The following is a 26741-nucleotide window of genomic DNA, read 5'->3' as shown; positions in this document are numbered from 1 at the left end:
TTCTAAAGAATTTCAAATGCTTTGTACATTCTAATGTTTTACAGGACCATACAAAAGATATTGCTTAGGTGAAATGAAAAAGATCGTAATAAGCAACCAATGTGGAATAGGGCTGTCATACATGAGAGACAGTAGAAGTATTTCAAGTAGATTGATATCATTTTAGAATGTTATGTGAACCGCATGTAATGAGTTTGGCAGAGGCATTATAGCAAACAATTAAAAAATCTAATTTACAAGACTAAAATAATAAAACAGGATGTATATTATTTTTCTCTTTTAATAAATTGGTTGCTAGTAAGTAGTAGTAATATTAGGTATATTTAGACATTTAGACCGAATTAAAAGTTGTACTTTTAACTGCGATATTATCTTTTTTATTTGAAGACAAACTTTCAATATAGATAATAAATTATAAATTTTTATATTTTATAATAGCAATATATATCTTGTGTTTAAAATATGCAATTTTGCATATTTACTCAAAAAAATTAGCGGAATCATTTTGAAATGATAGAATAATTATATCTTATTCTATATAGTTAAATGGATTTACATTTTAAAAATTCTAAAATACAAATATCTTATTAAACTGTAATTGAAAATATTTATCTTTGCGTTTCTAGGAGGACAGGATGGAAGCTTTGTTAAAAAAAATTAATAACGATTTGTATGGAGCAAAGATTACAAATAAAGAATTAGCAGAATATTGGGGGGTAACCCAAAGTATTGTTTCAGATGTTTTAAATGGGCGAACACAAATGAGGTTCTGTTATTTTTCTAAAACATTAAACTGTTTGTATAAAGATATGACCATAAAAAGAGATTTGATAAAAAAATACATAGAAAAAAATAAATTAAGAAATTTACGTGAAGCTATGGAGTACTTGGCTTTAAAGGGAGATTTCGAACTATTAAAACAAGTTGTTGATAAGGAATTGAACACTGGAGCTTCATGTAATAAAGAATGGGCTAGTGTATATAATCTAATTTATAGAATGTACACGGAGAAATGGGAATTTAAAACATTGTATAATTTAATCGTGAAAAAAAATAAAAGCTCTAAAACATTAGAAATGCAAATATTAACAGAGATTTTAATTTGTCAAATGTTATATCACTTAGGGAATTATAGGCTATTATTTAATCGATTACAAGAAATTGAATTAGATATTAAAAACATTAAAAATAAATTTATTAGAACATGTTTTGAGATTAGATTTAAAGAGGCTGTATGTATAATTTCTTTGCAACGAGGAAATATTAATGAAACAAGAGAAATTGCCAAAGAGATTTTAGATGTATCTGAGTGTAATAATTTTTTTGTAATTCCGAAAATAAACGCATTGTTAAAAATCGGAGAATCTTATATTTTTGAAGATTATAAAACTGCAAAGTTCTTTTTAGGAAAAAGTCTTGAAGTATTGGGAGGTGTTTCTAGCCTTGGAATTGCAAGAAAGAAGCAGCTTATCGAAAATACATTGAATTTTCTTTTTATTTATTGGGGAGAAGAAATTGATTGTTTAGAAGAGGGGATTCATTGTGCAGAATTGGCATATTTAAAAGTAAAGCAAGGTAAAAATAAAGAAGCAGAAGAGTTATTAATGCATTTAGCAAATCGAACCGGAGAACTTACTGACTTTCAAACTTTGTATCTGGGTTTAGCTAGAGAAGATAAAAAATTAATAAAAAAATCATTAGAAATGTGTGAAGAAACGGGGAATATTTTTTATTCACAGTTACCAAAAAAATATTTAGGTTTAAATTAATCTCTTGGTGAGGAAACAAATTCTTAATGTGAATATTTATAATATTGCTATTAGAGCTTTCAATTAAAATAAAATCAATATATATTATATAACCAAAATTTTAAGATTTATGTTTATTTATTACCTCCATATCCTCAGCAAAAGTCCTCTTTAAATAATGAATTAATATTTAAAAATTATTATAGTAAAAGTGTGACGCATTAAAAATTGGTAACAAAAAGCTGCCTAATGAGGCAGCTTTTTGCTTAGCTGTTATTTTTTGATTTTATATAGTTAACATACATTTCTAATTGTTCCCATGCTTTTTGACGCTCTTCTTTCGGAAGGGTTTCTATTAGCTTTAAAATATTATTTCCTTCTTCAGTCACAACCTTAGATTCAAACTCAGTTAATTCCGGATCATCTGATCTACCTAATAGATAATCAGTTGTAATATTAAAAAAGTCAGCTATTTTTTCCAATGTTTCACGACCAGGCGCTTTTTTCCCTTTTTCAAAATAAGAGATAGCCATTTTAGAAACTCCAATAGCATTACCTAATTGTTCTTGAGTTATATTCTTTTCTTTTCTTAGTTTTTTAATTATCTCTCCGATCATAATTCAACCCCCTTTATAGAAAGTATCCAGTGTTTATTAAATTATAAAGTAAACAATATGTTTACTACAAGTAATGTTTCTTATTTTTATCAAAAAAGTATAAATCTCAGATTTACTTAAATTTAATGGAAATGAAAATGAGAAACGGTATTTAAAAATGTACAGGGATGGTGATAGCTGTTTGTTTTTTCTCAACATATGAAAATAGTTTTTTGCTTGCCACTGGTTTTATAGGGAGTGTAGTATTTATATATAAGAAATCATGCAGATTCTTTAAAGCTTCAAGTTTTTCAAAATTATATTGGAGAAAAAGGCTCTGTTTTAAAATTAAACAATGGCGCTTAAGTAATTTTCTACAATAATAATAATAAATTCAAAATTTGGATTTGTTTGTATACTTAGCTTGTGATTATATGTTAAAATTTCAGTGGAAAGATAACTGATAATGGTTGTTGTTGGATATATAGTTGGTTTAATCCAACCTAACATATATAAATAGGAGGTATTATTTTGAAGGATGCTACTTATAATTGTGGAATAGAATTATTACTAAATATGATAGGTGGAAAATGGAAGATATTAATTATGTATTATTTAATCACTAAAAGAAAGCGTTTTAGTGAGTTAAAGAGTATACTTCCTGGGATTACCTCGAAAATGTTAACAAAACAATTAAGAGAATTAGAAAGAGATGGATTGATTACAAGAGAGATATATCACCAAGTACCACTTAAAGTGGAATATTTTCTTACTGCTAAAGGAATCGAACTAGAAGTGATTTTACTCCAAATGTGTGAAGTTGGAACAAGGTACCTTGATCATAAAAATAGTTTTCAAAAGGCTGTGCAATTTGTTTGATAATTGGAATTATACCTTATAAAGTAGATTTTCATAGTATCTACTCTATAGGGTGTTCTTTAGTGTATTCCTTATTTCAAAGCTACATAAGTTAACTAATTGCTACGGTATTATTGAATAAGGTTATGAGGAGATGAATTTGGTGAATGTAGAAATAGGAAAGAATGATGTAATGTTCGCTGGCTATCGAAGAGTGGAGATTTTTGATGAAAAATTAGATATAACATTTCCTATGTTTGTTATGTATCCAACAAGTACGCCTGAAAAATTGGAAAACATTGGACCTTATCGTTTGCATGTTTCGAAGAACGCTGAATCTCAAGCAGGTGTGTTTCGATTAGCCATAATATCTCATGGCACCGGTGGTTCACCATTAGTTTATCGAACGATTGCTCGTCACTTAGCTCGTAACGGATTTGTTGTAGGAATACCTGAGCATCCATTCAATAATCGAAACGATAATACATTGGAAGGTACAATCGATAATCTAACTATTAGGCCAAAACATATTTCTATGGCGATCGATTGGTTCTTTAATAGTGAGGATTTTGCAAAGATTTTAAAACCTGATTCTGTTTCAGTCATCGGACATTCTATGGGGGGATATACAGCACTAGCAGCATCAGGAGGAGTACCAACCTCGTTCCCTTATGAGTCTTCGGATGAGAAATCTCATCTTATCAATGTTACACCTGATTACAGAATAAAATTTTTAGTTCTTTTAGCACCAGCTTCAGTTTGGTTTAAAACAAAAGGTGCGTTGGAAGACATAAACATCCCCGTTTTAATGCTTGTTGGGGAGAAAGACCAATTTACACCTTATTTTCATGCAGAAATTATATTGAAAGGGATAACTGACAATACTAAAATTCAATATAGAATAGTTGAAAATGCAGGACATTTTTCGTTTCTTAGCCCATTTCCAAAAGAAATGACAAATGAGTCTTTTCTTCCGTCACAAGATCCACATGGATTTAATCGAGAATATTTCCAGCATGAACTAAATGAAGAGATTACAGAATTCTTATTACAGAATATATAATAACAAGTGACGTCTCTAAAAAAACGAGAACAGAGAATGAATCTAAATCTCAATGTTTATCAACAATAGAGTGAGATTGTTGATAAACATTGGTAGAAAATGATCAAATTTTTTATAAAAATCAAACTTAAATCTGCTGAAGAAGAATCCATTTTGATCTACTATGTAATATTAAAGACAAGTGATAGTACATGAGACTTTTAAAATCAATAAATTGTCTATAATGTTGCACATTATATTAATGAAGGTGCATCACTAATTATATAGTGGTGTGCTTTTTTCTTTTATAAGACCACTAAATGACCACATTTACTATCACAACAACATAGAATAGCTAGTTATTTGCAAATACTTTTTTCTATAGTCTAAAACATTTTTTTAATTAAATAGTAAAAAATGTGTCAATGGAAGTTGGAGAGGTACGGAAACGATTCAGGGAATGAGGGGCCACTCTGGGATTAAACTACAATTTCAATATCTAAACAAAAACAAAAAGTTTACTTTCATTTCCGCTTTAACATTGACTTTTATCTATTTTCATTGATATTATAGAGAATAGATAAAAAGTATACATTCAAAATATTGAAAACAAAGGGATTGAAAAACGAGTGGAGAAAAAGAAACATTTAATTGATGTACAACCAATTCGGAGTATTGAACAGCTTAATGATATGAAATGGTCACTCAAACGTCATTGTTCAGATCGTGATTACATTTTATTTCTGATTGGGATCAATACAGGATTACGTGTCAGTGATTTACTTAAAATGGAAACAAATGAGATTTTAAAACTGAAGCGAAAAAAACGGAAAGAATTTAAAGTTAAAGAAGGAAAAACAAAAAAGGAACGTATCATAAATATTACATCTATTTTTGAGGAAGTATTTCCATACGCTGAAGATCTAAAAAGTACCTGGTTATTTCCTTCTCGAAAAGGCGATAAACCTATTAGTAAAATTCAAGCCTATCGACAGTTACAAAAAGCCGGAGATTTTGCCGGAGTAGAATCTATTGGTACTCATACTATGCGTAAAACATTTGGGTATTGGTTTTACAAGCAAACAAAGGATATTGCTATGTTACAAGAAATACTAAATCATAGTACACCACAAATTACATTGAGATACATCGGAATTAATAAGGAAGAAAAAGATAATATCCTTGATACATTTCGCATCTAATTTAATTTAGGTGATTTTTTGTTTTGTCGAAAATATATGAGGTACCATCAACAAACGTTAAAATGGTGATGGTACCTCATATATGGCGGATTAGCATTTTTCTTAGTCCCCTTTATAGGGTGTTTTTTATTAACTGGATTGTAATTTAAGACTCTTTTTCATACCTCTTTCAGACGGGAATACCAATTGCCCATTTGTAATCAATAAAAAACGCTCCATTTGTGGAATTAGTACATGTATGATTTTTATACCATTGGAAAACTCTTTGACTGGAGAATAATAGATAGAAAAATGTTGTTGGTGTAATCGTTCTTGCAGTTCTTCGATGTAAAGTATTAAATTACGTTCTGAAAATCTCGGTAAATCCTCAAATGAAACATAAGTGGCTGGAAATTGATTAAATACGGAACACATATTCATTTCTGCACAAGCATAGTGACGAGGATACGGCTGTAATTGATTCAAAAAATGCTCTCGATGTGCTAGCTCATCACCAATATTTGCAGAAGCAATATGATTCACCTGAACCAGTTCTGTAATACTTCGCAAGATAGCATATTCAGGGTATAAAGATGTACCTAGCCCAAATATACCAGTATGCTTTTTATTTTTTGTAACAGCTAATATAGTTGGAATTGCAACTTCCGTTGTAATATCCAATAGTATAATTTTCTCTTGTAATTCCTCTTCTGCGTGTACAATCGTTTCTTTTAGTGAGGATGGAAGTGTATTTGGATGAATTATCTTTAATGTATGATCTGGCATATCATAGTAGAAATGTCGAAGTAGGAATAAAGAAAAAGCATCCCTTTCAATGACTTCATTCGTTGCATGAATAATCGCTTCATGTAAAGTGGAACCAATGGCTGTGCCACTATTAGAACTGTATCGTTGTACTTTCTGATACTGATAAGTATCCGTTTCGATTGGATGTTGCATATAATGTGGATTGGCAATAAAAAATGGATACCATACATGTTGTTGTGTATCATTCAAAGCATAGTATTTTTTACACAGTAATTGTTGATTTGGTTCTTCTACTATCAATTGCATAACACGTTCTCCGTCAAATATTGGGTTCTTCGCAATATGATGAGAAGAGAAAAAATCACACTCTTTCATTGATATGTTCTCCAGAGTATAATGCTCTAAGGCCTCAAACAATGCGCCTAATTCATTGTACTTCCCTTTTCCTACGCCGAATGATTCAATCTGTTGATTTAAATTAAATAATTCCACGTATGTGGTTTGTATTTTATCTCCAAAAACTTTTTTTTCAACTGAAAAACTTAATTCTTTGAACGTATCCATAATACGTTGATGCGCAATTTCTTCTACGGTTTCTCTTTCCCAAGAATATAGCATTCTAATAACCTCCAGTTAAATAAAATAAAGTAAATGAATACAATCTTTCATGGATTTATGTATAGATAAAGAGGACATCATAAGACTGTCCTCTTTATCTTCTTTATTTTTTTTCTTGTAGTTTCTGTAATTCTTTTGTTTCAGACACTGCTAATTTAGGTTCATGCTTCTCACTTGTTACTATAATCCAACGTCCCATTATGAACTCCTCCTTCATTATATAATCATGTGGTACATCCAAATTATAGAGAGAAAATATTGGGAAAACAACCTATTATTATGAAAATTCAAATTTCTCAATAAATTACGTTTCTATAATTACACTTTTGAGTGTAATTATAATTTTCATGTATTTAGTGATAAAGAGAACTCTCAATTCGGGAACATTCCTAAAAAACAGACACCTTTAGGCACACATTTGCTCGTTCCAAAAAACAACCGTTTGTAAGGTTCTGGTGCAAAAAATCTATAAAACTTGGACATACTGATACTATTACTCTAAAAAGGTGTGTGATTGGTATGGAAAAGAAAAATTTGTTCAAATGGAAGCACTATCAGCCTGATATTATCTTATTAACGGTACAACCTTAGTTTTCGTGATTTAGTGGAAATGATGGAGGAACGGAGTTTATCCATTTCTCATACAACGATTATGCGTTGGGTTCATCAGTATGGTCCTGAATTGGATAAACGGATCCGACGTTACCTCAAACAAACAAATGACTCTTGGAGAGTCGATGAAACATATATCAAAGTAAAAGGTCAATGGATGTACTTGTATCGTGCGGTGGATTCCGAAGGAAACACTGTTGATTTTTATTTGAGTAAAAATAGAAAAACAAAATCAGCTAAACGCTTCTTCAAAAAAGCCTTAGCTTCTTATCATACCTCAAAACCTCGTGTGCTCACAGTTAATAAAAATCCTGCCTATCCAAAAGCCATGAAACAATCACAAAAATCAGGGAACCTACCATCAGGAATCCAGTTACGACAAATAAAATATCTAAACAATATGGTCGAACAAGACCATCGATTTATCAAAAAACGAGTCCGGTATATGCTCGGATTTCAGTCTTTCCAAACCGCGTCAACGACGCTAGCTGGAATCGAAGCTATGCATATGATCAAAAAAGGACAAACTTTTCAAGGGGAGAAGTCTGTCCGAAACCAGATACAACTCATCAATAATCTCTTCGGTCTCACTGCTTAACAGTGGATTCCTAACGGAATCTGTCATTCTCTATTTACATTTGATTATCTTTGCACCAGAACCCAAACAAATTAAAAGAGCATTAGAACACTCACTGGTAAATATACAACAAAAAGAAATCATTGAGCGTAAGTATTTAAAAAACGGTGTAATGAGTGATAAGACAATTAAGGCTCAAATGATGTTAGCTAATGATTGGTATTACTTTCAGAAGAAAAATGCAATTATGACCATTGCTACAGCGTTACGAATTATATAAATGGAGAGGATATGATGGAGCGATGGATTACCCAATAAGTTTTTATAAACGGATTAAACAGTTGTTTTGTAAGCACGAATATCCTTCAAAGTTACTTGTTAGTGAGGGGATAAATAGCAAGGAAGGTCAAAATCTAGTTTTATATTCTTGTATGTTTTGTGACCACGCATATATAAAATGGGAGAAGGCATCAGAATGGAGCAAAAAACACCGATAAATAGCCGATAAAGTGGTGAGAAAGAGGAGGATATCTAGATGTTTGATTCACCGTATCATTATCTTACAAGCCCTTTGAAAACCGCATATCGAAGAGGATTAGTACACCTATAAGTGAAACGTTCTATGCGAGAATGTCACGGTAACGTATACCGCAATAAGGGCGGGCTAGGCGGTAAGAATCCGCGTTAAGACGAAAAGACGAATTAAAACAAATTAAAACTAATGAAGACATATTCCAGTGTGGCGGGTGTGGGATTACTCGCATTCGTCATGCTGTTTTACTTCTCATTGAGTATATAAGTGTTCCACCTTTCACTTGTGGACTCATAGGCAGTAAAATCACATCTGTCATTTCTCTTGATTTCTAGTTTAAAGATAACTCAAATACGTTTGAAAATGGAGAATGAGGTTTTGTTCGATTGAATGAACCGTGTTCTCCTGTGAGAAGAAAAACTTTAATTATATTTGTAGTTACTCACAACAATTACTAATGTAAGTTAGGATTTCTTCGTAAACAGCCAAACGAGCAGAGAGCTTCCGCTCTTTGTTTTAGTTAATACTTAGGTGTTAGTTAAAACAAGGTGCGGAAACACCGTACCTGCTTTGAAAACGATAGAGAGTTCCATAGCTCTCGAGGTCTACGGACTTAAAACGAGAAGATTCTTCGTCTTCTCCCAGTCACTGACACGAGGCGTGTAGCCATATAGTATTGATGCGGTGGCTTGCTTGGAGAAGGTTGAGAGTATTCAGCCTTAAATTGATTTATTTCGAAACACCCTTTCGATATATTTCTCCCATCCCCTTTATAAAAAGGTAGTGATTGGATATCATTACCTTTTTCGTTTTGTTATAATTTGTATAAAAAAAACAAGGGGGAAGAAGTATGACGGTTTCTACAAAAACGAATATTATTACATCCATGAAATTATGGAAAGAGGATTTGTTGCAAGAACAGGGAGAAAGACAAAGAAGATTAAAAAGTTTAGAAGAATATTTAGAAATACTTAACGAAAAAGTACAGTGTTTACTTAGTGTTACAGTAGAGGAACACAATCAAAAACAAGCACTTAATCAAATTTCAAAGGATTATGGCGCACGGCAGATAAAACTTATTGATGAAATATATAATCTAGAAAAAGAAATTAATGTACACGAAGGTTTAAACGAAAAGCTATTCAGCAGAATCGACGTAATGATTAAGGAACGAGAAGAAAAGTAATATGATAAATCAAAAGCATCCATAACGGGTGCTTTTTTCGTTGTTATATAGAAATTATACAATAAACGTATTTAAATATTATTTTAGGTATAACGTGAATAAATCCACAATCCATACAATGATACAGAAAGGTTTTTTCTAACGTGTTAGTTACCTTTGCGTTTATCTTTGGCGCCTGAACGAGGTGCTTTTTTTATTGGGTAAAATGGACATTTAATTTCAAATAAAAGGATATTTATGTTGAAAGGTAGAATTTGTATATTGAGTGAATAATTCCAACTAAGGGGTACAAATTCTATGCGAAGTGAAAAGGATTTGTTGAAGCAATGGAAGGCGGATTTACAAGCTGTTCAAGAAGAGAAGAGACTGAAGAAGAAAGCTAAGAAAAAGAGTAAGAAATATAACGTTCCAGGTAATACAGCCGACTTTATGGATAGCAAAAACACTTATCATAAAAAGAGTGGGGTATGGAAACAAAGAAATAAATAATGTGAGGATAAATGAATTGATTGAGCTAATAGCAATTCTTGTAGGCGCTGCCGTGATCGGTTTAGCGTCTTATTTGTTGTTAAGGGATGATAAGAGATAAATAAAAAAGAGAGCCGAAGCCCTCTTTTTAATAAATACCCAAGGTTTACGAACAAATCGGAATCCCTAGTACTTGCAAAGCTAGTGCTACTTCAAGAGAAATTTCTAATCTAGCGATTTCAATTCCAGCAACAGAGATAACCAAAAAAGGTTGGCCATTTACGAATAGAATACAGCTTGTCATGTATACGCCTCCTTTCTAGTAATCTACTACAGTATATGAATTCATTGTATAAATGTAATAGTCAGATAGTTTGTTTTTATATAATTAATAGTTTTGTATCCATGCAACAAAACAAACGAACACAATGAACGAAAATAGAGGAGCGCGTTAATTGAATAAACGTGCTGACTTATTAACCAATTCAAGTGTCTGGTTAATAAACTCGATAAATATCACGAATTCCTGTAGCTTGGACTTGTTTTTATCATCTCTCTGTTTATTTTTTATAGTAAAACCTCTTTATAGGAGTTCAGCCGCATGCCCATCAACTTAAGATTTTGAAGTACCCCAAAAACGAAATTTTTCTCGCCAAATTTATTTATGATAATTAAGTTCACTTTTTTGTTTTTGTTCACGAATAATAAAGCTGTTTAATGTAAAACAGAGTCATTTAAAAGAAAATATAGTTGTTTAACGTTTTATCCGAAAGAATTCTCCTTCCTCAAGCGTGTGCAGGGCGATAGCCCAACGGTAGGCGGGAGATGAATTTCGGTTTGGCATAGCCAAAAGGGGTTTGCTTTTTATTTTTTCTCCTAACATAATTAGTCTTATAAAGTGTAAAAATTGGTATATCAATGAAAGATGAAAAGTGAGGTGTAGGTGATGTTGAAAGCATACAAATATCGTATCTATCCGAATGAAGAACAAAGAATATTTTTTGCAAAAACATTTGGGTGCGTGCGTTTTGTGTACAACAAAATGCTTGCTGATAGAATCAATTCTTATCAAGAATCTCAAAAAAGTATGGATAAATCCATAAAATATCCTACACCTGCAAAGTATAAAGCTCATTTTCCATTTCTAAAGGAAGTTGATAGCTTGGCGTTAGCTAACGCACAACTAAATCTAAATAAATCCTACGCCAATTTCTTCCGTGATAAATCTGTTGGATTCCCCAAGTTCAAAAGCAAAAAAGATAACCATCGTAGTTATACAACGAACAACCAAAAAGGAACAGTGTTTATTGAAAATGGCTATATTAAATTACCTAAATTAAAAACCCTGGTACGAATGAAGCAACATAGGCCATTTTTCGGAGTGATTAAATCGGTGACGATTTCTAAAACACCTACCAGCAAACATTTTGCTTCTGTTTTGGTGGGAGAAAATGAACAATTGTTTCCTAAGGTTGATGCAAAGGTTGGCATTGATGTTGAATTGAAAGACTTTACGATATTGTCTAATGGCAAAAAATATGAAAATCCTAAATGGTTGAAGAAAGCTGAAAAAAGATTAGCTTTTTTGCAACTTTATATTTAACACAAAGACAATAGTAAGAATTTAAAAAAGGAGAGGTATTTATGGACATTGATTTATTAGTAAATCGGCCAGAACATATAGAAGATGTTGCTAAAATGGTTTACAAAGAATTTGTTATACCAACTAGTAGTAAAAAAACATATGAAGAAGTTGTCGATTTTTTTAAGGGAACATACGCAGATATATTTCCAATCACTTTTATAGCGAATGTAGATGGTCAATGTGTAGGGACAGTATCAGTATTTGAAAACGATTGGAAAGAAAGACCTCAATATAAACCTTGGTTGGCATCTTTATATGTTGAGCCTTCATATCGAAGTCAAAAGATAGGGTTTTATTTAATCAAAGACTTGCTAAAACATATGAAAAAAATAGGTTATACGAAAGTATTTTTAAAGACAAAAAATGCTTCAGCTTACTATGAAAAAAGAGATTGGGAACGCATTGAAACAGTTCTAGATGAACAAGGTGAAAATGTCGATATTTTTAAATATACATTATTGAAATGATGGGAGTGATTATTAAAGGTTCTGCTCTCAAATTAAACAACCTTATCGTTCATTTCTTCTCTTAGTAATAGTAGGAAATTTCAACAATTAAATAACTTTAAAACTCTTCCAACAAATATATTGTAGGAAGGGCATTGTTTTATAAGGGGTCACCAGCCCATCAGCTTAAGAGATTTTAATACCCTCAAATACCAAAAAACGTTATCCTTTCTAAACAAGATAAATTAGAAAGGATGACGTTTTCTTATGAATCCCTCGATTCAAGATGAATTACAATCATTTGCGGAAGAATTACAACGATATGTTACACCTGTATTCTTAGAAGAACTTGCAAGAGAAATCGGATTTATAAAACGAAAACGTAAGTTTTCTGGTTCAGACTTAGCTACTATTTGCATTTGGATTAGTCAACGGGTAGCAAGTGATCCCTTAGTTCGATTATGTAGTAGGCTTCATGCAGCTACTGGTACTTTACTCAGTCCTGAGGGCTTAAATAAACGCTTAAATACAAAAGCAGTTTTATTTTTAAAACATATTTTTTCTTTACTGTTACAACAAAAAGTATGTGAACAGCTCAAAATATATGCAAAGCGTTATCAAGACCTTCTTTAACAAAAAGAACAATGTATTAGCAAAATGGTGCCTATAGCTGAACAACGTACAGAATATAGTATCATTCTGAGTCTTCCTGGAATCGGCCCAAATACAGCTGTACGTTTAATGGTAGAAATAGGTGATATGACTCGTTTTGCGAATAATAAACCATTGAATGCATATGCCAGTATTGATATACGTCGCTTTCAATCAGGTAAAACTTTTTTTAAAGATAAAATTAATAAACGTGGAAGCAAACATTTACGAAAATTACTTTTCCTCATTATCCAAAATATGATTAAACAACGACGTTATGGGCGAAATCACATTGTCGAGTATTAAGATAAATTAAAAACGCAACCTTATAACAAGTGTCATAAAGTTGCGTCCATTGCATGTGTAAATAAGTTATTGAAGCTTCTCCTTCATCTTATTACACACAATATACACTATGATTATCGATTAACAGCCTAACATCATAGTTTCATTCATCATACCATATCCTCCCCTAGTAAAAAAATGAATCCATATTAGGGGTATTTGGTAGGGATGAGGATGGGTACCTGTGTTTTGTGATATTCAGTCCATCAAAAATCTAAAAATATAGGTTGACTAATCGTAAGAAATAACAAAGGTCCTAATCCGCCTGTTCCACCTCCTACAGAAGAATGGGCGCAAATCTCACAGATATGAGAAGAAGACTGTCTTTGATATCATGGGTGTTGTCTATGAGTATAATGGATTGAAAAAACAAAAGAAAGTTGCATAATTTAAAAAATGAAACCCGTTAGGATTTATTTGTGATGCGTATTTTTAAGAGTATGCTTTTATTTTAGGAATGTTTTGATCCGATGAGCCGAAAGCTAAGGTTGTGCTCACTCTTAAGTTGATGGGCATGGGAAGTGTATCAGCAGATTCCAGGAAGATTTTGTATCAAAAAAATGCGGATGAACTATTAGCGATTGCTAGTATGACAAAAATGATGAGTGAGTACTTGGTTAGTGAAGCGGTAGCTAAAGGGAAACTTAAGTGGGATCAGAAAATTAAAGTTTCTGAATACGCACACGAAATTTCACAAGATCGCTCATTATCAAATGTGCCTCTAGAAAACGGTGGTTATTATACGGTAAGAGAACTATACGAGGTAATGGCAATTTGCTCTGCCAATGGTGCAACAATTGCTTTAGCTGAAGCAGTTACTGGAAAAGAAGTCGATTTCGTAAAAATGATGAACGATAAGTCGAAAGAATTTGGATTGAAAAATTATAAATTTGTAAACTCTACGGGCTTAACAAACAATGATTTAAAAGGACAGCATCCTGAAGGGACAACTCCAGACGAGAAAAATAAAATGTCTGCAAGAGATTGTGCGATTTTAGCACAACGTCTTATTCAAGATTTCCCGAAAACATTAGATACAGCAAAAATCTCGAAAAAAACATTCCAAAAGGGCGGCAAGTATCCAATTGATATGGCGAACTCGAACTGGATGTTAAAAGGTTTAATTAAGCAATATGAAGGTGTAGATGGCTTGAAAACAGGAACAACTCCAGAAGCTGGGGATTGTTTACTGGCACAGTAGAAAGAAACGGTATGCGTCTAATCTCTGTAGTGATTAAAACAAACTCTCATACAGCACGTTTTGATGAAACAAAGAAATTATATGATTATGGATTTGCGAATTTTGAAGTGAAGAAGGCCTATGAAAAAGATTCAACAGTAAAAGGGCATGAAACAGTGCGGGTAGAAAATGCAAAAGATAAAGATGTAGCAGTTCAAACGAAGCAAGCTGTTTCACTTCCAATGCCAAAGGGCAGCAACGACGTTTATAAAACAGAATTTAAAGTATCGAACAAAGAACAAGAAGCGCCTATTAAAAAAGGTGTAACAATTAGTCAAATGATTATATCGCCTAAAGATAATAACGATCCTCTAGGTTCTTATCAGATAAATCATTACAAGTAGACCTTGTAACGAAATCTGAAGTAGAACAAGCAAATTGGTTTACACGTTCTATGCGCGGAATCATATCTTTCTTTAGCAGCATGTGGAATAGCGCAGTTGATACAGTAAAAGGTTGATTTTAAGAGCTCCCCATTGTGGGAGCTTTTTCTTACGATATATTCAATACAGTTCTGTTGCAAAGTTTGAAAAAAGCATAAACAGGTTGGTAAATGAGAAACAATGTTTAGGAAGTAGCTAGTAATTGTTGAAGTTCATTGTACATTGAAAAAGCGGAGTCTCTTTGAAGACTTCGCCTTTGTTTATATAGGGCATGAATGGTTTCAATACCTTAAAATCAAAGTGGTTATCAAGTCGAAGGAAGGCACCTTAGGGTGTTTTTTCTTTTTAAACGCCATTTAACACTATAAAAATAGTAAAAACCATTTTAATTGAATATTGTTAATAATTAGTTTATACATTATCAATTTACTATATATTACATTTATGTAAAAATGAATACAAGCTAAACTTTTTCAAATCTTTCCCCTAATAAGGATTTGAAAGAGTCATCTCAATAGTCTCCATGTTGTAAATATGCCTAGAAAAAAGAACCCTTAAGGGTTCTTTTTTCACTAATTTTAATTCGATTTTACGATTGCTGACGAAACTTCATCATTCTAAGTTTTAATCCCATCTCTAATACTTACACTAGTCAAATTAATATACTTTCCATTGTTAACAAGAGCAAGTGCACGACCTTTAGCATTATTGTGTTCTTAAATTTCACTCTCATCATAAACTATACCTGCTGCTTTTGATGTCATTAACAGTTTTGGAGAAAGGAAAAAGCAGAGATAACATCAAATCCTTATCTATTCCTATCAAATTGTATTCTTTTTTAGATGGTCATATAAATATAGTTAAAACAAAAGAACCGAATATTTTCCGGTTCTTTTTCATAGTTCGTCATAATGTTATTTAAATATTATCTATTAAAAATTCGTTATCCTTCCAAATCCAACCAAATCATTACTATACCAAGAAGTAGATAACTTAGAATACTTAACTTTCATACTTTTTCCACTAGCAGCTTCAATAATATCATCTCCGCCAAGATAAATAGCTACATGAGTAATGTTGCTTGTACTATGTGTTTCACTAAAAAATACTAAATCTCCTGGCTCAGCATTAGCTCTACTAATTCTTTGGGAGTTATTATATAATACTTGAGAAGTCTGATATGCTCTTGAATATCCTGCTTGATTCCATGAATAATAAACAAATCCCGAACAATCAAGACCTCTTGCATCTTTAACTCCCCATACATAAGGAACACCCAAATAATTTTGAGCAACATCAAGAACCTTTGCCTAATGACCACTAGAAGTGAAGTATTGCCATTTATTATCGATTTGTAATTGTCCAGTTGCCATTTAAGTAGTACCATTTTCCATTCTCTTGTAACCAGCCTGTTTTCATCGCTCCACCGGCATTTGGATCAAGGTTACCATTTGCCTTCTGATGCAAGCCAACCTGTCTTTTTCACACCATTCTCATAGAAGAACCATATTCCATTTTCATTTTTTACCCAGCCACTTTGTTGAGTTGCTTGCGTATTTTGAGCTGTTTCTGCTGAACTTACAATTGGTTGAATGCCGGTTCTTTTCTAATGTGATTTTTCTTCTTGCGATACAACACAAATGACATTGTGCTGCATGAAACACTCCTAACGTTGTTAAAATCACTTGTTTCTAAGTGGAAATTTGTTTTAACCTAGGAGTGTACTCCATATCCATCAGCTTAATAAAAATAAACGCCCTCAAAACGAAAAAATGAGCTGACTTCTCAAAGTAACTACCTGTAGAAAAAGAAAATGTTCATTTAGGGGGGATATTAAAACCTTAGCTTGATGGACATGTAAGAAAAAAACAAAACTCCAAAAAACCAAAAGATTTGAAAGGTTCGTAGAAACAGAAATGCGAAGAAGAGAAAAAATATCATGCAGAACAACGTTCAATCGCATTAATGGTCGTGAAGGAATGTAATTATGTGATTAAAGAGGAAGGAGCCGAGAAAATTGAGTTCGCTTTCAATTTACCGTTCAATAATTATCTCCAAATGTAAAAGAAAAAAGTGAAATAATGAAATTAGTATTGTTAAAATGATAATGTCAAATTCAAAAGAAGGAAGATTCTGAATGATACTCGGGATCTTCCTTCTTGTTTGCTGAATTTGCATACAGTAAAGGTACATTCTTTTTTATCATCAGAAATGTACAAGGAGAAAAAAGAAATAAAATGAAATGGAGATTAGGACTGGTTTGTATACGCTGGAATTTATTAATTAAGTTAAAATTTCGTTGGGTTGTATAAAAATATTATTCGACATAACGGGGGAAACAGGAGTTTGTTTTATTTGGAAAATGTCAGTTTCTTTTTTATGATTCCTTGTTGTTTCGGTTATTTGTACAACCTCCTCTATAGGGTCGGTCATATACTCTAATCTCTATTTATTTAGAGCAAGTTTTGAACAATCTTTTTTGGAGTACGGCACCGATTACTACTTTTTTTGGGCCACTCACCATTTTGTCACATTCCTGTCACAATATATGTGTATCTTAGAAATAAAAATAAGGAGGTTTATAAATATGAATAAAAAAATGAAAAAGCTAGTCATTCCAATTTTGATGAGTTCAATGTGTCTTACATTACCATCCCTGAGTTATGCGCAACAAAAGGATTTTACAACAAAGGGACAAAACGTAGTTTCTCAATACAAAAATTTTACTTTTGATGTGAATCCTGAAACCGGTGAAATTTTTGTGGAAAAAGATGGTGTGAGAGAAAATGCTTCATTACCACTATCGAAGAAAAAAATAACAAATCTAATAAAAAAAAATGACTGTATATCTTGGAGTTATCCAGATGACCAAATAAATGTGAAGATTGAAAAGAAAGAATCCTATTTAAGTATTAAGTTAAAATCTACTAAGTCTGAAGGAGCTAATGAATTTACATGGCCTAAAGTAAGTGCGGACAGCTATACGTTACCATTATGGGAAGGAAAAACTATACCTAGCAATGACCCAAGCTGGAAAGAATATTTAAAAGATCGAGACATGTCATTCATAGAACGTTTTTCTATGAGATTCTTTGCATTGAATAAATCTAAATATTCAATTATGTATATAGCTGACAATATGTATAATGATAATATTCATTTCACTGCTGATTCCGATATACAGTTTAGTTTTACACATCAATATCCTTCTATTAATAAGAATAAAGAATATGGATTCAGATTGTATCTAACTGATAAAAACCCTGTCTCGATGGCAAATATTTATAAAAATTATATAAAAGAACAGGGAGAATTTAAGACATTAGAAGAAAAAGCAAAAACAAATCCGAACATTAAAAAATTATATGGTGCTCCTCATATTTATTTTTGGGACCACAGTGGGATTGCAGTAGAAAATATCAAGTGGGATAAATTCACACAAAAAATGGATGAGACATTTACAAATTGGATTGCACAGTTGTTACAAGAAAATACGGAAGATGGCTCAAAAGATTTTGAAACTGTTATGCAAGAGATAAAGAATCAAAATGCTATCGATAAAAGCCAGCAAAAAGTAATAGTTAATGCGATAAATCAGGTATTAAAATTAGAGCAACTTTATAATAAAGATATTTTTAATAATCCAGATACCGGAATAAATGAATTGTTGAAAAAAGGAATCCAAAACTTAAGTGAACAAGAACTATATACATTGAACAAAGGATTAATTAAGAGTAAGTTAACAGAGGCAGTGGATGAAGTAAGTAGATGGGAACAGAAAGAAACAACAGATGTTTTAGTTGATATGAAGAAATCAAATGTTAAAAAAGCATGGATAGGTTTACCTAATTGGGCTAATGGATTAATGAATCCCAAGATGGTAGAAGAAGCAAATAGAATGGGGTATTTAATCGGTCCTTATGATTCATATCACTCGATTCATGAAGTGGGAAATAGAGATTGGAATACTGCTTCTTTTAAAGATAAAACTTTATATGAAAATGCCACAATATCGAATGCAAAAGGAGAAAAAATAGGAGGATTCTTAGGAAAAGGAAGAAAGTTAAATCCAACTTTATCCTTACCTAGTGTGGAAGAACGTGTAGGTGCTATTTTACAAAATAATATACCGTTTAATTCTTGGTTTGTCGATTGTGATGCTACAGGCGAAATTTATGATGATTATTCTCCAAGTCACATTACAACTCAGGAACAAGATCTAAAAGCAAGACTGCAAAGAATGAAATATATTAGCGAAGAAAAACATATGGTAGTTGGATCAGAAGGTGGAAATGACTTTGCTAGTAATATAATTGCCTTTGCACATGGAATAGAAACGCCTGGGATTTGGCCCGACTCTGATATGAAAGATAAACAGAGCCCATATTATGTAGGCGGATATAAATCCACTTCACCAGATGGTGCTATTCCAGAAACGAATGCCAAAACCATACCAATCAAACCTATTTATAAAAATATTTATAATAATCCTGTATATTCAATTCCGTTATATAAACTTGTATATAATGATTCAATTATTACTACTCACCAATGGGCATGGGGAAGTTTTAGAATTAAGGATGAGATAGGAAATAGAATGTTATCTGAAATGTTGTATAATGTACCACCTTTATATCATATTGATAAAAATGAATGGGAGAAAAGTAAATCCATCATTACCTCTTATTTGAAAGTATGGTCTCCATTTCATGAGAAAGCCGTATCAAAACCAATGACTAATTTTGAAGTATTGTCTGAAGATCGGCAAGTTCAAAGTACGACATTTGGAAATGACATGAAAGTGATTGTGAATTTCTCAAACCAAGATTTTACATATGACAATGAGAATATAAAAGCAAAAACAGCTATAGTATATGATGGGAAGAAAAAGAGTATATTAGAAGTTCCTAAGTACTAAGATACATGATAAGGTAGCTGCTGTTAAAAGTTCTGAACCAAGGAGATCTGTTGGGATACGGAAACGATTCAGGGAATGAGGTGCCACTCTGGTATTTACTTACAGAATGATTTGAGAAATGCTCTGATGTTGCTTTGAAATAAAGTCGTACTGTTTTGAATAAAGTTAAACTGATACAAAAAAGTTGCACCATTTTGCATCATTAGGTAAAGTTTGATCAAAACCAACATAAGAAAGGACTTCTGTGTTTTGAAATCTTTTTTAATTTGTAATCAGGATTTTTGAAAGATTTGTGAATTTTATAGAAAATAAACGGGATATAATGTAAAATGTTATTGTTTTGTACATTAAAGGTTATTTATGTTATTTGAATTATATTTTTACGGATTCACACTATTAATCACACTATTAATCACACTAAAAGAGGTACAAGGAGGAAGGTATATCTATTAAAATAATGAGATATACCAAAGTAGAAATGAATATTAAATTTAACAAAAAAGTAGTAGCATTAACAGCAGGATTAACGGTATTATCTTCACCATTTGCAACATTTGCAGAGGAACAACAATCAGTAAACAATAAGCAACCTACAAGCGTTCAAGAACAAGGTAAAACAGACCAACTTCAGGCATCAGATGAACAGGCTTTAAAAAGTATTGAAGATAGTTTTGAAGGGGTAGACGGACGTGGTGGAGGTACTGTCGACAATAAGAAAGCAGACAGCCTTCAACGTTCAGAGGGTATTCATGAAGAAACGGGTACATTAACTGTTCCTAGCAATTCAAACAGAACAAAACGTAGCCTATCTTCCACATCACCTAGAACCTCTAGTACAATAAACGGTGTTCCATTCACTGAATGGATTGTTCCAGTAGGTAATGATAATATTCGTCCTCAAAACCACATGAGTCCAAAATACATTACAATTCATGAGACTGATAATACAAGTGTAGGAGCAGGTGCTAGAAACCACGCTCAATATCTATATAACCAAGCAGTAGGGAACACAGACCGAGGTGCATCATGGCATTTTACAGTAGACGATAAAGAGATTTATCAACACTTACCATTAAACGAGAACGGGTGGCACGCAAGAGACGGTGATGGTCCAGGTAATAGACAATCTATTGCAATTGAAATCGCAGTTAACAGAGACGGTAACTACAGTAAAGCAGTAGATAACGCTAAGAAACTTGTAGCTTATTTAATGAAAGAAACTGGTGTACCGTTAAATAATATCGTAAAACACCAAAAATGGAGTGGTAAAAACTGTCCTGCTAACATGATTAATAGTGGACTATGGGATTCATTCGTAAATGGTGTTGAGGGGTATTATAATAACCTTTCTCAACCAACAGATGACATTACAGGAGGGTGGTATGAGTCAGCTATTCGAGAGTTAAATAGAAGAGATATTATGGTAGGGGAAGGAAACGGAATTTTCGCACCTAACAGAGCAGTAACAAGAGCCGAATTTGCTCAATTAATCTCTAAGTCTCTAAACTTACCAGCCGGAGATGCATCATTTAAAGATTTAAACGATGCACACTCAACTCTAAGAGATGGTATTAAACGCACTGCAAGTGTAGGTATCATTGCAGGTAGAGGTGACGGTTATTTTGATCCTAACACACCTATTACAAGAGAAGAATCAGCAATCATTGTAAACAGGGCTTTACAGTATAAAGGTATATGGGGGCCAGTTGCAAACTTACCATTCGTAGATAAAGACCAAATTATCTATAAAGAAGACGTACAAAGATTGTATGGCTTAGGTATTGTAAAAGGTAAGGGAGACAATCAATACGATTCTAAAGGAACAACAACGCGTGGTGAAACAGCATCATTCATTCTAAACATGCTTCAAGTAATTGAAACTGGTAGTGTTCAAAATGTAATTGGAACGGCTCAAATCAATGGTATTGGGGTAAATATTCGAAGCGGAGCAGATTCAAACTACTCTATTGTTAGAAAGGCAAGTAAAGGCGAAAAAGTTACAGTATATGAAGAAAAGAACGGTTGGCTAAGAATTGGAACAGGTCAGTGGGTTTATTATGACTCTAGTTATATCAAATATAACAGATGATAAAAAACTAAATAGTTAAAGGGACAAGTCATATAGAGATATATGACTAGTTCTCAGGCTGTGGGGAAAGTCTTCTCTACAGCCTGTTTTTGTGTCTGAACTTTTTTTATCGTTTTCCGACAGAAGACTCCTTCCTTAAAAATGTGAAGGTGTGAAACACCAATTTTAGGTGGGAGATGAATGTCGGAAAACGATAAATTAGAATAACAGCTTAAAAAAACTTTAGATAAAATTTCTTTTTTCTTTCTATATTTATTCTATAATTTATGCATAAATATGAAAGATCCTTTTAAAAGATACACAGTTTTTGTAGCGTTTATATCGAGGGGTTAAAGAAAAATAAACACAATATATTCACTTCTCCCACTACACTAGTATAGTCGCCTTTATTAACAAAAAAATCTACGATTTATAAGGAGAACAATTTATGAGTAAAAGAATTAGATTCCATACGAGGGTTAGCAGCTATTACAGTGGTATTTGGACACTTTTGTTTAATACTAGCATCATTGCCCAATTCTGTTAAATTATCCCCTCTGAGGTTTTTATGGGCTGGCGGGGAAGCTGTAATCATTTTTTATGTACTTAGTGGTTTTGTGCTATCTATGGCACTTTATTATTCAAAAAAAACTATTAGGGATATTTAATTAAGCGATTTGTACGAATCTATATCCCTTATTATATCTGGATATTCATCACCTTCGCTTTATTCGTTTTGTTTTCGCTGTATGAGGTGACAGGATTACGAGATTGGTTCTATGATAAGTGGCAGGGTCCTATAACAAAATTAGATAATATCAATCATATTGTGCTTCTAAACAATTTTTTTACAGACAATTACAACCCGGTGATCTGGTCATTAGCTCAAGAAATGCGTATATCTATCGTGTTTCCCTTGTTATTCCTTCTTTTTTATAAACAGAGTTGGAAGAAAACGATACTGTTTGCCCTGTGTTTTTCTTTCATTAGTATCTTACTGAATATACTCCATATTGGAAAGGTTTCTGGATTTTACAATGGATATGCCGATACACTACATTTCATTTCTATGTTTATGATAGGAATGTTACTTTTTAAATATCAAAAAGAATTTAGCTTTTTCTATGGTAATATAAGCAAGATAAAAAGAAGGCTCCTTATCCTAATCGGAACCATCTTATATCTATATTCTATTTTAATTTTTGGAATTTCTCGTAATGATACCACGTTTCTATTGAAAGATTGGGACGTCGTCATAGGAGTGAGTATATTCATCATAGTTACGATGAATCATGTAAAAGTCAAAATGATTTTGAATAAGAAAATATTGGTTTATTTAGGTGAAATCTCATATAGCATTTACTTATGCCATTTTCCAATCATGATGGTACTACTATTTAAACTTGTATATGCAAAGATTCCTACCTGTTTACTCTTCATTTTATGTCTCATCACAACCCTATTGTTCTCTATCCTTTCGTATCAGTTTATCGAAAAAAAATGCATCCATGAGGCAAAAAGGATAACAAAAAGATTTCTAAAAAAGGTTTAAACTTGTCCAAATTATGTCTAAATGTACAATTTTCCCAAAATGATATAGTGACCCCATCGCTATCAAGCTATCAAGCTAAAATTTTATAGTACCCCCATAACGAAATTTTCTGCTAACTTGTAACAAAAAAGCTCATTTTTTCGTTTTGGAGTAATTCTGAATTCTTAAGTTGATGGGTATGGGGTAGTGACAGGGTTGTTCTCATAGATCTCAAAGTATAAATAAAATTAGAGCTTTTTATCAAACTTTATTCCGAATCTACACCTGATTTACATTACTTCATATATTTTTTATGATATATTCCGTTATATAATAAAGGTATCAATAGTTATCTGAGGAGAGACAATAGTATGAGTTCAACTACAATTGAAGAGATATATCAAGAAATATTAGATGGAAAAAGGAATAGGTTCCCAACTCATACATGGAGTGTAGATGTTAACGGCGAATTAGCAAAACGAGTGACCAAATATCTCATTGAAAAGGTTTTAAAATGGGATACAGATGATATTAAAACGGGATGGAACCAGAAACTCATTATGAAATTTAGGTTAACTGGTACCCTTCACGTAGCTTATCATGGCAGCCCTTATGCAATGTTAAATGATTTATATCCAGGACGATTTAAAGAATGGGAATTAAAAGTAGCCCCTTTGGGCTTTTGGACAAAGGAAAAAGCATTAGAAGCATTAAGATGGACAATTGAGGAAAAGGAACAATTAACTGATGAACAAATCAAAAATTTATATAATATTAATTGGTTAGCAAAAAAAGGATTACGGACACCTGTACAGAAATTTTGGAGTGACAGTCCCTATGCAATGCTAAATACATTATATCCGGGGCGATTTAAAGAATGGGAGTTAAATGCGACTCCTAATAATTTTTGGACAAAGGGAAAGGCATTAAAAGCATTAAGGTGGGCAATTGAAGAAAAAGAACAGTTAACTGATAAAACGCAAATTAAGAAATTGTATAGTAGAAGGTGGCTAAAGCAGCAAAAATTGATGGTACCTTTAAATAAATTTTGGAAAAATAGCCCTTATGCAATGCTGAATGAATTGTATCCGGGACGATTTAAAGAATGGGAGTTAAATGTAACCCCTAATAATTTTTGGACAGAACAAACAGCAATAGACGCTTTACGATGGGTAATTGAAGAAAAAGAGCAATTAACTGATGAACAGTTACTTGAAACATATACTGCAAAATGGCTAAAAAAACAAGGATTACAAGCACCTTTAGATAAATATTGGAATACTAGTCCTTATGCAATGCTGAATGATTTATATCCTAATCGATTCTCTAAAGAGATGTTAAAAGGATATAAAAATTCAAGCATTTTAAGTTTATAACACATCGAATTTAAAATATTAATTCTGTTTTTGCATTGCTATTATTTTATATATTATATTAATAATGCTTATTTTTTTATTATTCAACCCAATAATTTAATCTGCTAATGCTAAGCTAATAACAAAAGGTTGAATGGGTAGATATCAAAAAAAGACAGTCAAAGACTGTCTTTTTTTGTGTCCATTTATTGAACTCAAAGAAAAGATACAAAAGGTTCAGCTTGATTTTTTTCTTTAATAATTACAACTTCAGTTTGATTATCTGATTTTATAATCATCCGAATATTCGGATATTCAGGGAAAATGTCAAGTATAAATTGTGTAGCCATTTGTGTAAATGAAATTAGTTCAGATTTACCATTATATTGAATAGAGGTATTTATAGTTAATTTGTCTAATTGATTATCTTTATAAATGGCAAACGCATTAATAGAGTAATAATCTTTAAGGTTAAATTTTTTGATGCTATGAGTAAAATCATCTAATTTTTTATAATCATCTGTATGGGTGCTTTGGAAGTCTGGTGAAGGATACATAAAGGATTTTTCATTAATAGTAGTCCATTCGCCTAAATTTTTCTGATCCTTGGGAACAGTAGTACGTGAGATAAAAGTCCCTGATTTCGTCGAAGTGAGTGCTTCTTGTTTAAACAGAGCGAATGTAATTGGAACGTTTTTGAACTTTTTATTATTATAAATAAGTTGAAGAAGGTTATTAGAAAACTCAGTAGCCGTAACAACGGCTTCTTCATTTGAATGATCAGAAGTCATAGCTAAGCCTATTATAACGCCTTCCAGTTGTAATCCATTTGAATCTTTTTTCGTAAAATAGTCGTGCTCTATAACGTTAGAAACATATGGGACTTCTTGTTTCTTAAGTAACTCTTGAATTTCTTTTTGGGGAATATACTCACTTCTTTGTAAAAAATGGCTTGCTTTATCATATTTTTTTAAGGCAATATTAAATAGCCCTTCTTCAAATCTAGTTACATCTATTTTAGAATTTGTTTTTTGATTAACTTCCCCACCTAAAACTTGTTTATTCAAAGGAATGATAGTTCTATAATAATCACCAGAAATATTATATTTAGGGATAATTTTACTTTCTTGATTTTTTTCTTTTACTACTACTTCTTTTTTTTCAGTTGTACCACAAGCACTTAATGTTAAACTGAAAATAACTAACAATATTGGTATGAATATTTCTCTCATCTTTTTTTACCACCTTTAAAAATTCTACCTTTTTATAGATTGTACCATTAAAAAACTCTTTTAAAACAATACAAAAAAAGAAAAACTAACAAAATACTGTTTTTGTAAATGTATAAATTGACTAGGGGTAGCACCACACATCCATCAACTTAAGAAAAGTAAACCCCAAAAAAATGAGCACTCCTATTCATAACGAAAGGGTACTCGTTTTCCTACTTATGTTGGGAAGGAGAAATACTTTCTAACCATAGAATGCCATCATATTGTTCGGCAGGGATCATAATTTCTTCTTTCTCTCTATCTCCCCAATAACTTGCAATAGTAACGGTACACATCCACGATGTTTCAGGGCGGTTACTAAATCATAGATTTTCTCATTAGCTGATAAATCAAACGATCTAGCTCTTGGCTAACGTTAATTACTTTTTGGTGACTAAACCCATATTTTAAAACAAGCTGAATCAACTCTTCTTTCCGTTTTTCTATCGTATCATTTAATATCTTTATATCCACTTTTAGTTAAAAACTCCTTTATCCGTATGCTATTACTTGGAAATGTTCTTAAAGAAATCAAAAAAAAACAAGCCTAACCTGTAGCCTCATCCTAAAAGGAAAAACAAAATAAATAACTCTTATAAAAGAATACACTATTTATTCTGTTTTTTAAATATTAAATTCCTAAAAAATACAATTCATTTCTTTTTTCTACCATTAGCCTTTAGTTTATATTCCAATTCCCGA

Annotated in this window: 18 protein-coding genes and 7 pseudogenes; 17 read left to right on the top strand and 8 right to left on the bottom strand. The window is 32.0% G+C overall.

The window, feature by feature from the left end:
* The first annotated feature begins 635 nt into the window (after window positions 1–635).
* Complete coding sequence (locus tag DJ93_RS29075) at window positions 636–1769, top strand: AimR family lysis-lysogeny pheromone receptor (RefSeq protein ID WP_042985051.1); 1134 nt, start codon at window positions 636–638, stop codon at window positions 1767–1769.
* A 245-nt stretch (window positions 1770–2014) separates the two neighbouring features.
* Here DJ93_RS29075 and DJ93_RS29070 read toward each other — a convergent pair whose 3' ends face one another.
* The gene (locus DJ93_RS29070) at window positions 2015–2365 is read right to left on the bottom strand and encodes a helix-turn-helix domain-containing protein (protein ID WP_042985049.1); all 351 of its coding nucleotides are present in this window, start codon (window positions 2363–2365) and stop codon (window positions 2015–2017) included.
* Between the two features lie 555 nt (window positions 2366–2920).
* Between DJ93_RS29070 and DJ93_RS29065 the strand changes: the two genes are divergently transcribed.
* The 3 genes from DJ93_RS29065 to DJ93_RS29055 all read left to right on the top strand — a co-directional run bounded on the left by DJ93_RS29065 (window position 2921) and on the right by DJ93_RS29055 (window position 5446).
* Entirely contained in the window at window positions 2921–3223 is a 303-nt protein-coding gene (locus tag DJ93_RS29065) for a winged helix-turn-helix transcriptional regulator (protein ID WP_052109803.1), read from the top strand.
* Window positions 3224–3365: 142 nt separating this feature from the next.
* Entirely contained in the window at window positions 3366–4265 is a 900-nt protein-coding gene (locus DJ93_RS29060) for an alpha/beta hydrolase family protein (RefSeq protein ID WP_042985048.1), read from the top strand.
* 608 nt (window positions 4266–4873) lie between these two features.
* Window positions 4874–5446, top strand: a complete 573-nt coding sequence (locus tag DJ93_RS29055; protein ID WP_042985046.1) for a tyrosine-type recombinase/integrase — start codon at window positions 4874–4876, stop codon at window positions 5444–5446.
* Between the two features lie 129 nt (window positions 5447–5575).
* Here DJ93_RS29055 and DJ93_RS29050 read toward each other — a convergent pair whose 3' ends face one another.
* Window positions 5576–6811, bottom strand: coding sequence for a YcaO-like family protein (locus tag DJ93_RS29050; RefSeq protein WP_042985044.1), 1236 nt, complete (start codon window positions 6809–6811; stop codon window positions 5576–5578).
* 519 nt (window positions 6812–7330) lie between these two features.
* Here DJ93_RS29050 and DJ93_RS29045 point away from each other — a divergent pair.
* From DJ93_RS29045 to DJ93_RS29025, 3 genes and pseudogenes are all read left to right on the top strand, one after another.
* Window positions 7331–8021, top strand: a pseudogene (locus tag DJ93_RS29045) (IS6 family transposase).
* Window positions 8022–9382: 1361 nt separating this feature from the next.
* A complete protein-coding gene (locus tag DJ93_RS29030; RefSeq protein ID WP_042985038.1) occupies window positions 9383–9718 on the top strand; it encodes a hypothetical protein in 336 nt (111 codons plus the stop codon).
* A 297-nt stretch (window positions 9719–10015) separates the two neighbouring features.
* On the top strand, window positions 10016–10207 hold the full coding sequence (locus DJ93_RS29025) for a hypothetical protein (RefSeq protein ID WP_042985035.1): 192 nt from the start codon (window positions 10016–10018) through the stop codon (window positions 10205–10207).
* A gap of 145 nt (window positions 10208–10352) precedes the next feature.
* On the opposite strand, the gene DJ93_RS31910 is transcribed toward DJ93_RS29025, so the two are convergent.
* Window positions 10353–10490 carry a DUF3956 family protein gene (locus tag DJ93_RS31910; RefSeq protein ID WP_080743776.1) on the bottom strand — a complete coding sequence of 46 codons (138 nt, stop codon included), beginning with the start codon at window positions 10488–10490 and terminating at the stop codon, window positions 10353–10355.
* A 642-nt stretch (window positions 10491–11132) separates the two neighbouring features.
* Between DJ93_RS31910 and DJ93_RS29020 the strand changes: the two genes are divergently transcribed.
* The 6 genes and pseudogenes from DJ93_RS29020 to DJ93_RS29000 all read left to right on the top strand — a co-directional run.
* Entirely contained in the window at window positions 11133–11789 is a 657-nt protein-coding gene (locus DJ93_RS29020; protein WP_080743775.1) for an RNA-guided endonuclease TnpB family protein, read from the top strand.
* A 41-nt stretch (window positions 11790–11830) separates the two neighbouring features.
* Complete coding sequence (locus DJ93_RS29015; protein ID WP_042985034.1) at window positions 11831–12298, top strand: GNAT family N-acetyltransferase; 468 nt, start codon at window positions 11831–11833, stop codon at window positions 12296–12298.
* A 246-nt stretch (window positions 12299–12544) separates the two neighbouring features.
* Window positions 12545–12880: pseudogene (locus DJ93_RS33505) on the top strand (IS4 family transposase); the annotation flags it as partial.
* Window positions 12860–13366 (top strand): annotated as a pseudogene (locus DJ93_RS29005) (transposase); the annotation flags it as partial. The pseudogenes DJ93_RS33505 and DJ93_RS29005, both read left to right, overlap by 21 nt.
* Window positions 13367–13514: 148 nt before the next feature.
* Window positions 13515–13661 (top strand): annotated as a pseudogene (locus DJ93_RS32735) (IS4 family transposase); the annotation flags it as partial.
* A gap of 135 nt (window positions 13662–13796) precedes the next feature.
* Window positions 13797–14973: pseudogene (locus DJ93_RS29000) on the top strand (D-alanyl-D-alanine carboxypeptidase family protein); the annotation flags it as partial.
* Window positions 14974–15080: 107 nt separating this feature from the next.
* Here DJ93_RS29000 and DJ93_RS34305 read toward each other — a convergent pair.
* From DJ93_RS34305 to DJ93_RS34300, 3 genes and pseudogenes are all read right to left on the bottom strand, one after another.
* Window positions 15081–15185, bottom strand: a pseudogene (locus DJ93_RS34305) (IS6 family transposase); the annotation flags it as partial.
* Between the two features lie 643 nt (window positions 15186–15828).
* On the bottom strand, window positions 15829–16176 hold the full coding sequence (locus DJ93_RS28995; RefSeq protein ID WP_042985032.1) for a C40 family peptidase: 348 nt from the start codon (window positions 16174–16176) through the stop codon (window positions 15829–15831).
* Window positions 16177–16240: 64 nt separating this feature from the next.
* Window positions 16241–16363 carry a hypothetical protein gene (locus DJ93_RS34300; protein ID WP_241484421.1) on the bottom strand — a complete coding sequence of 41 codons (123 nt, stop codon included), beginning with the start codon at window positions 16361–16363 and terminating at the stop codon, window positions 16241–16243.
* A 1120-nt stretch (window positions 16364–17483) separates the two neighbouring features.
* On the opposite strand from DJ93_RS34300, the gene DJ93_RS28990 reads away from it, so the two are divergent.
* From DJ93_RS28990 to DJ93_RS28975, 4 genes and pseudogenes are all read left to right on the top strand, one after another.
* Entirely contained in the window at window positions 17484–19814 is a 2331-nt protein-coding gene (locus tag DJ93_RS28990; RefSeq protein WP_042985030.1) for a glycoside hydrolase, read from the top strand.
* A 478-nt stretch (window positions 19815–20292) separates the two neighbouring features.
* On the top strand, window positions 20293–21903 hold the full coding sequence (locus DJ93_RS28985) for an S-layer homology domain-containing protein (protein ID WP_042985177.1): 1611 nt from the start codon (window positions 20293–20295) through the stop codon (window positions 21901–21903).
* A 449-nt stretch (window positions 21904–22352) separates the two neighbouring features.
* Window positions 22353–23434 (top strand): annotated as a pseudogene (locus DJ93_RS28980) (acyltransferase family protein).
* Window positions 23435–23784: 350 nt separating this feature from the next.
* Window positions 23785–24789 carry a DUF4046 domain-containing protein gene (locus DJ93_RS28975; protein ID WP_042985028.1) on the top strand — a complete coding sequence of 335 codons (1005 nt, stop codon included), beginning with the start codon at window positions 23785–23787 and terminating at the stop codon, window positions 24787–24789.
* A 194-nt stretch (window positions 24790–24983) separates the two neighbouring features.
* Here DJ93_RS28975 and DJ93_RS28970 read toward each other — a convergent pair whose 3' ends face one another.
* Window positions 24984–26000 carry a CamS family sex pheromone protein gene (locus DJ93_RS28970; protein ID WP_042985027.1) on the bottom strand — a complete coding sequence of 339 codons (1017 nt, stop codon included), beginning with the start codon at window positions 25998–26000 and terminating at the stop codon, window positions 24984–24986.
* A gap of 357 nt (window positions 26001–26357) precedes the next feature.
* Window positions 26358–26513 carry an aspartyl-phosphate phosphatase Spo0E family protein gene (locus DJ93_RS28965; protein WP_042985026.1) on the bottom strand — a complete coding sequence of 52 codons (156 nt, stop codon included), beginning with the start codon at window positions 26511–26513 and terminating at the stop codon, window positions 26358–26360.
* Window positions 26514–26741: the final 228 nt, after the last annotated feature.

The organism is Bacillus clarus (genome assembly GCF_000746925.1).
GTDB lineage: Bacteria > Bacillota > Bacilli > Bacillales > Bacillaceae_G > Bacillus_A > Bacillus_A clarus.
This window is presented reverse-complemented; position numbering and strand designations above follow the sequence as displayed.

Bases quoted from the DNA above. Each gene is read 5' to 3' on its own strand.
- DJ93_RS29075 (WP_042985051.1), top strand. From the start codon at position 636: ATGGAAGCTTTGTTAAAAAAAATTAATAACGATTTGTATGGAGCAAAG.
- DJ93_RS29070 (WP_042985049.1), bottom strand. From the start codon at position 2,365: ATGATCGGAGAGATAATTAAAAAACTAAGAAAAGAAAAGAATATAACT.
- DJ93_RS29065 (WP_052109803.1), top strand. From the start codon at position 2,921: ATGATAGGTGGAAAATGGAAGATATTAATTATGTATTATTTAATCACT.
- DJ93_RS29050 (WP_042985044.1), bottom strand. From the start codon at position 6,811: ATGCTATATTCTTGGGAAAGAGAAACCGTAGAAGAAATTGCGCATCAA.
- DJ93_RS29030 (WP_042985038.1), top strand. From the start codon at position 9,383: ATGACGGTTTCTACAAAAACGAATATTATTACATCCATGAAATTATGG.
- DJ93_RS29025 (WP_042985035.1), top strand. From the start codon at position 10,016: ATGCGAAGTGAAAAGGATTTGTTGAAGCAATGGAAGGCGGATTTACAA.
- DJ93_RS31910 (WP_080743776.1), bottom strand. From the start codon at position 10,490: ATGACAAGCTGTATTCTATTCGTAAATGGCCAACCTTTTTTGGTTATC.
- DJ93_RS29020 (WP_080743775.1), top strand. From the start codon at position 11,133: ATGTTGAAAGCATACAAATATCGTATCTATCCGAATGAAGAACAAAGA.
- DJ93_RS29015 (WP_042985034.1), top strand. From the start codon at position 11,831: ATGGACATTGATTTATTAGTAAATCGGCCAGAACATATAGAAGATGTT.
- DJ93_RS28990 (WP_042985030.1), top strand. From the start codon at position 17,484: ATGAATAAAAAAATGAAAAAGCTAGTCATTCCAATTTTGATGAGTTCA.
- DJ93_RS28985 (WP_042985177.1), top strand. From the start codon at position 20,293: ATGAATATTAAATTTAACAAAAAAGTAGTAGCATTAACAGCAGGATTA.
- DJ93_RS28975 (WP_042985028.1), top strand. From the start codon at position 23,785: ATGAGTTCAACTACAATTGAAGAGATATATCAAGAAATATTAGATGGA.
- DJ93_RS28970 (WP_042985027.1), bottom strand. From the start codon at position 26,000: ATGAGAGAAATATTCATACCAATATTGTTAGTTATTTTCAGTTTAACA.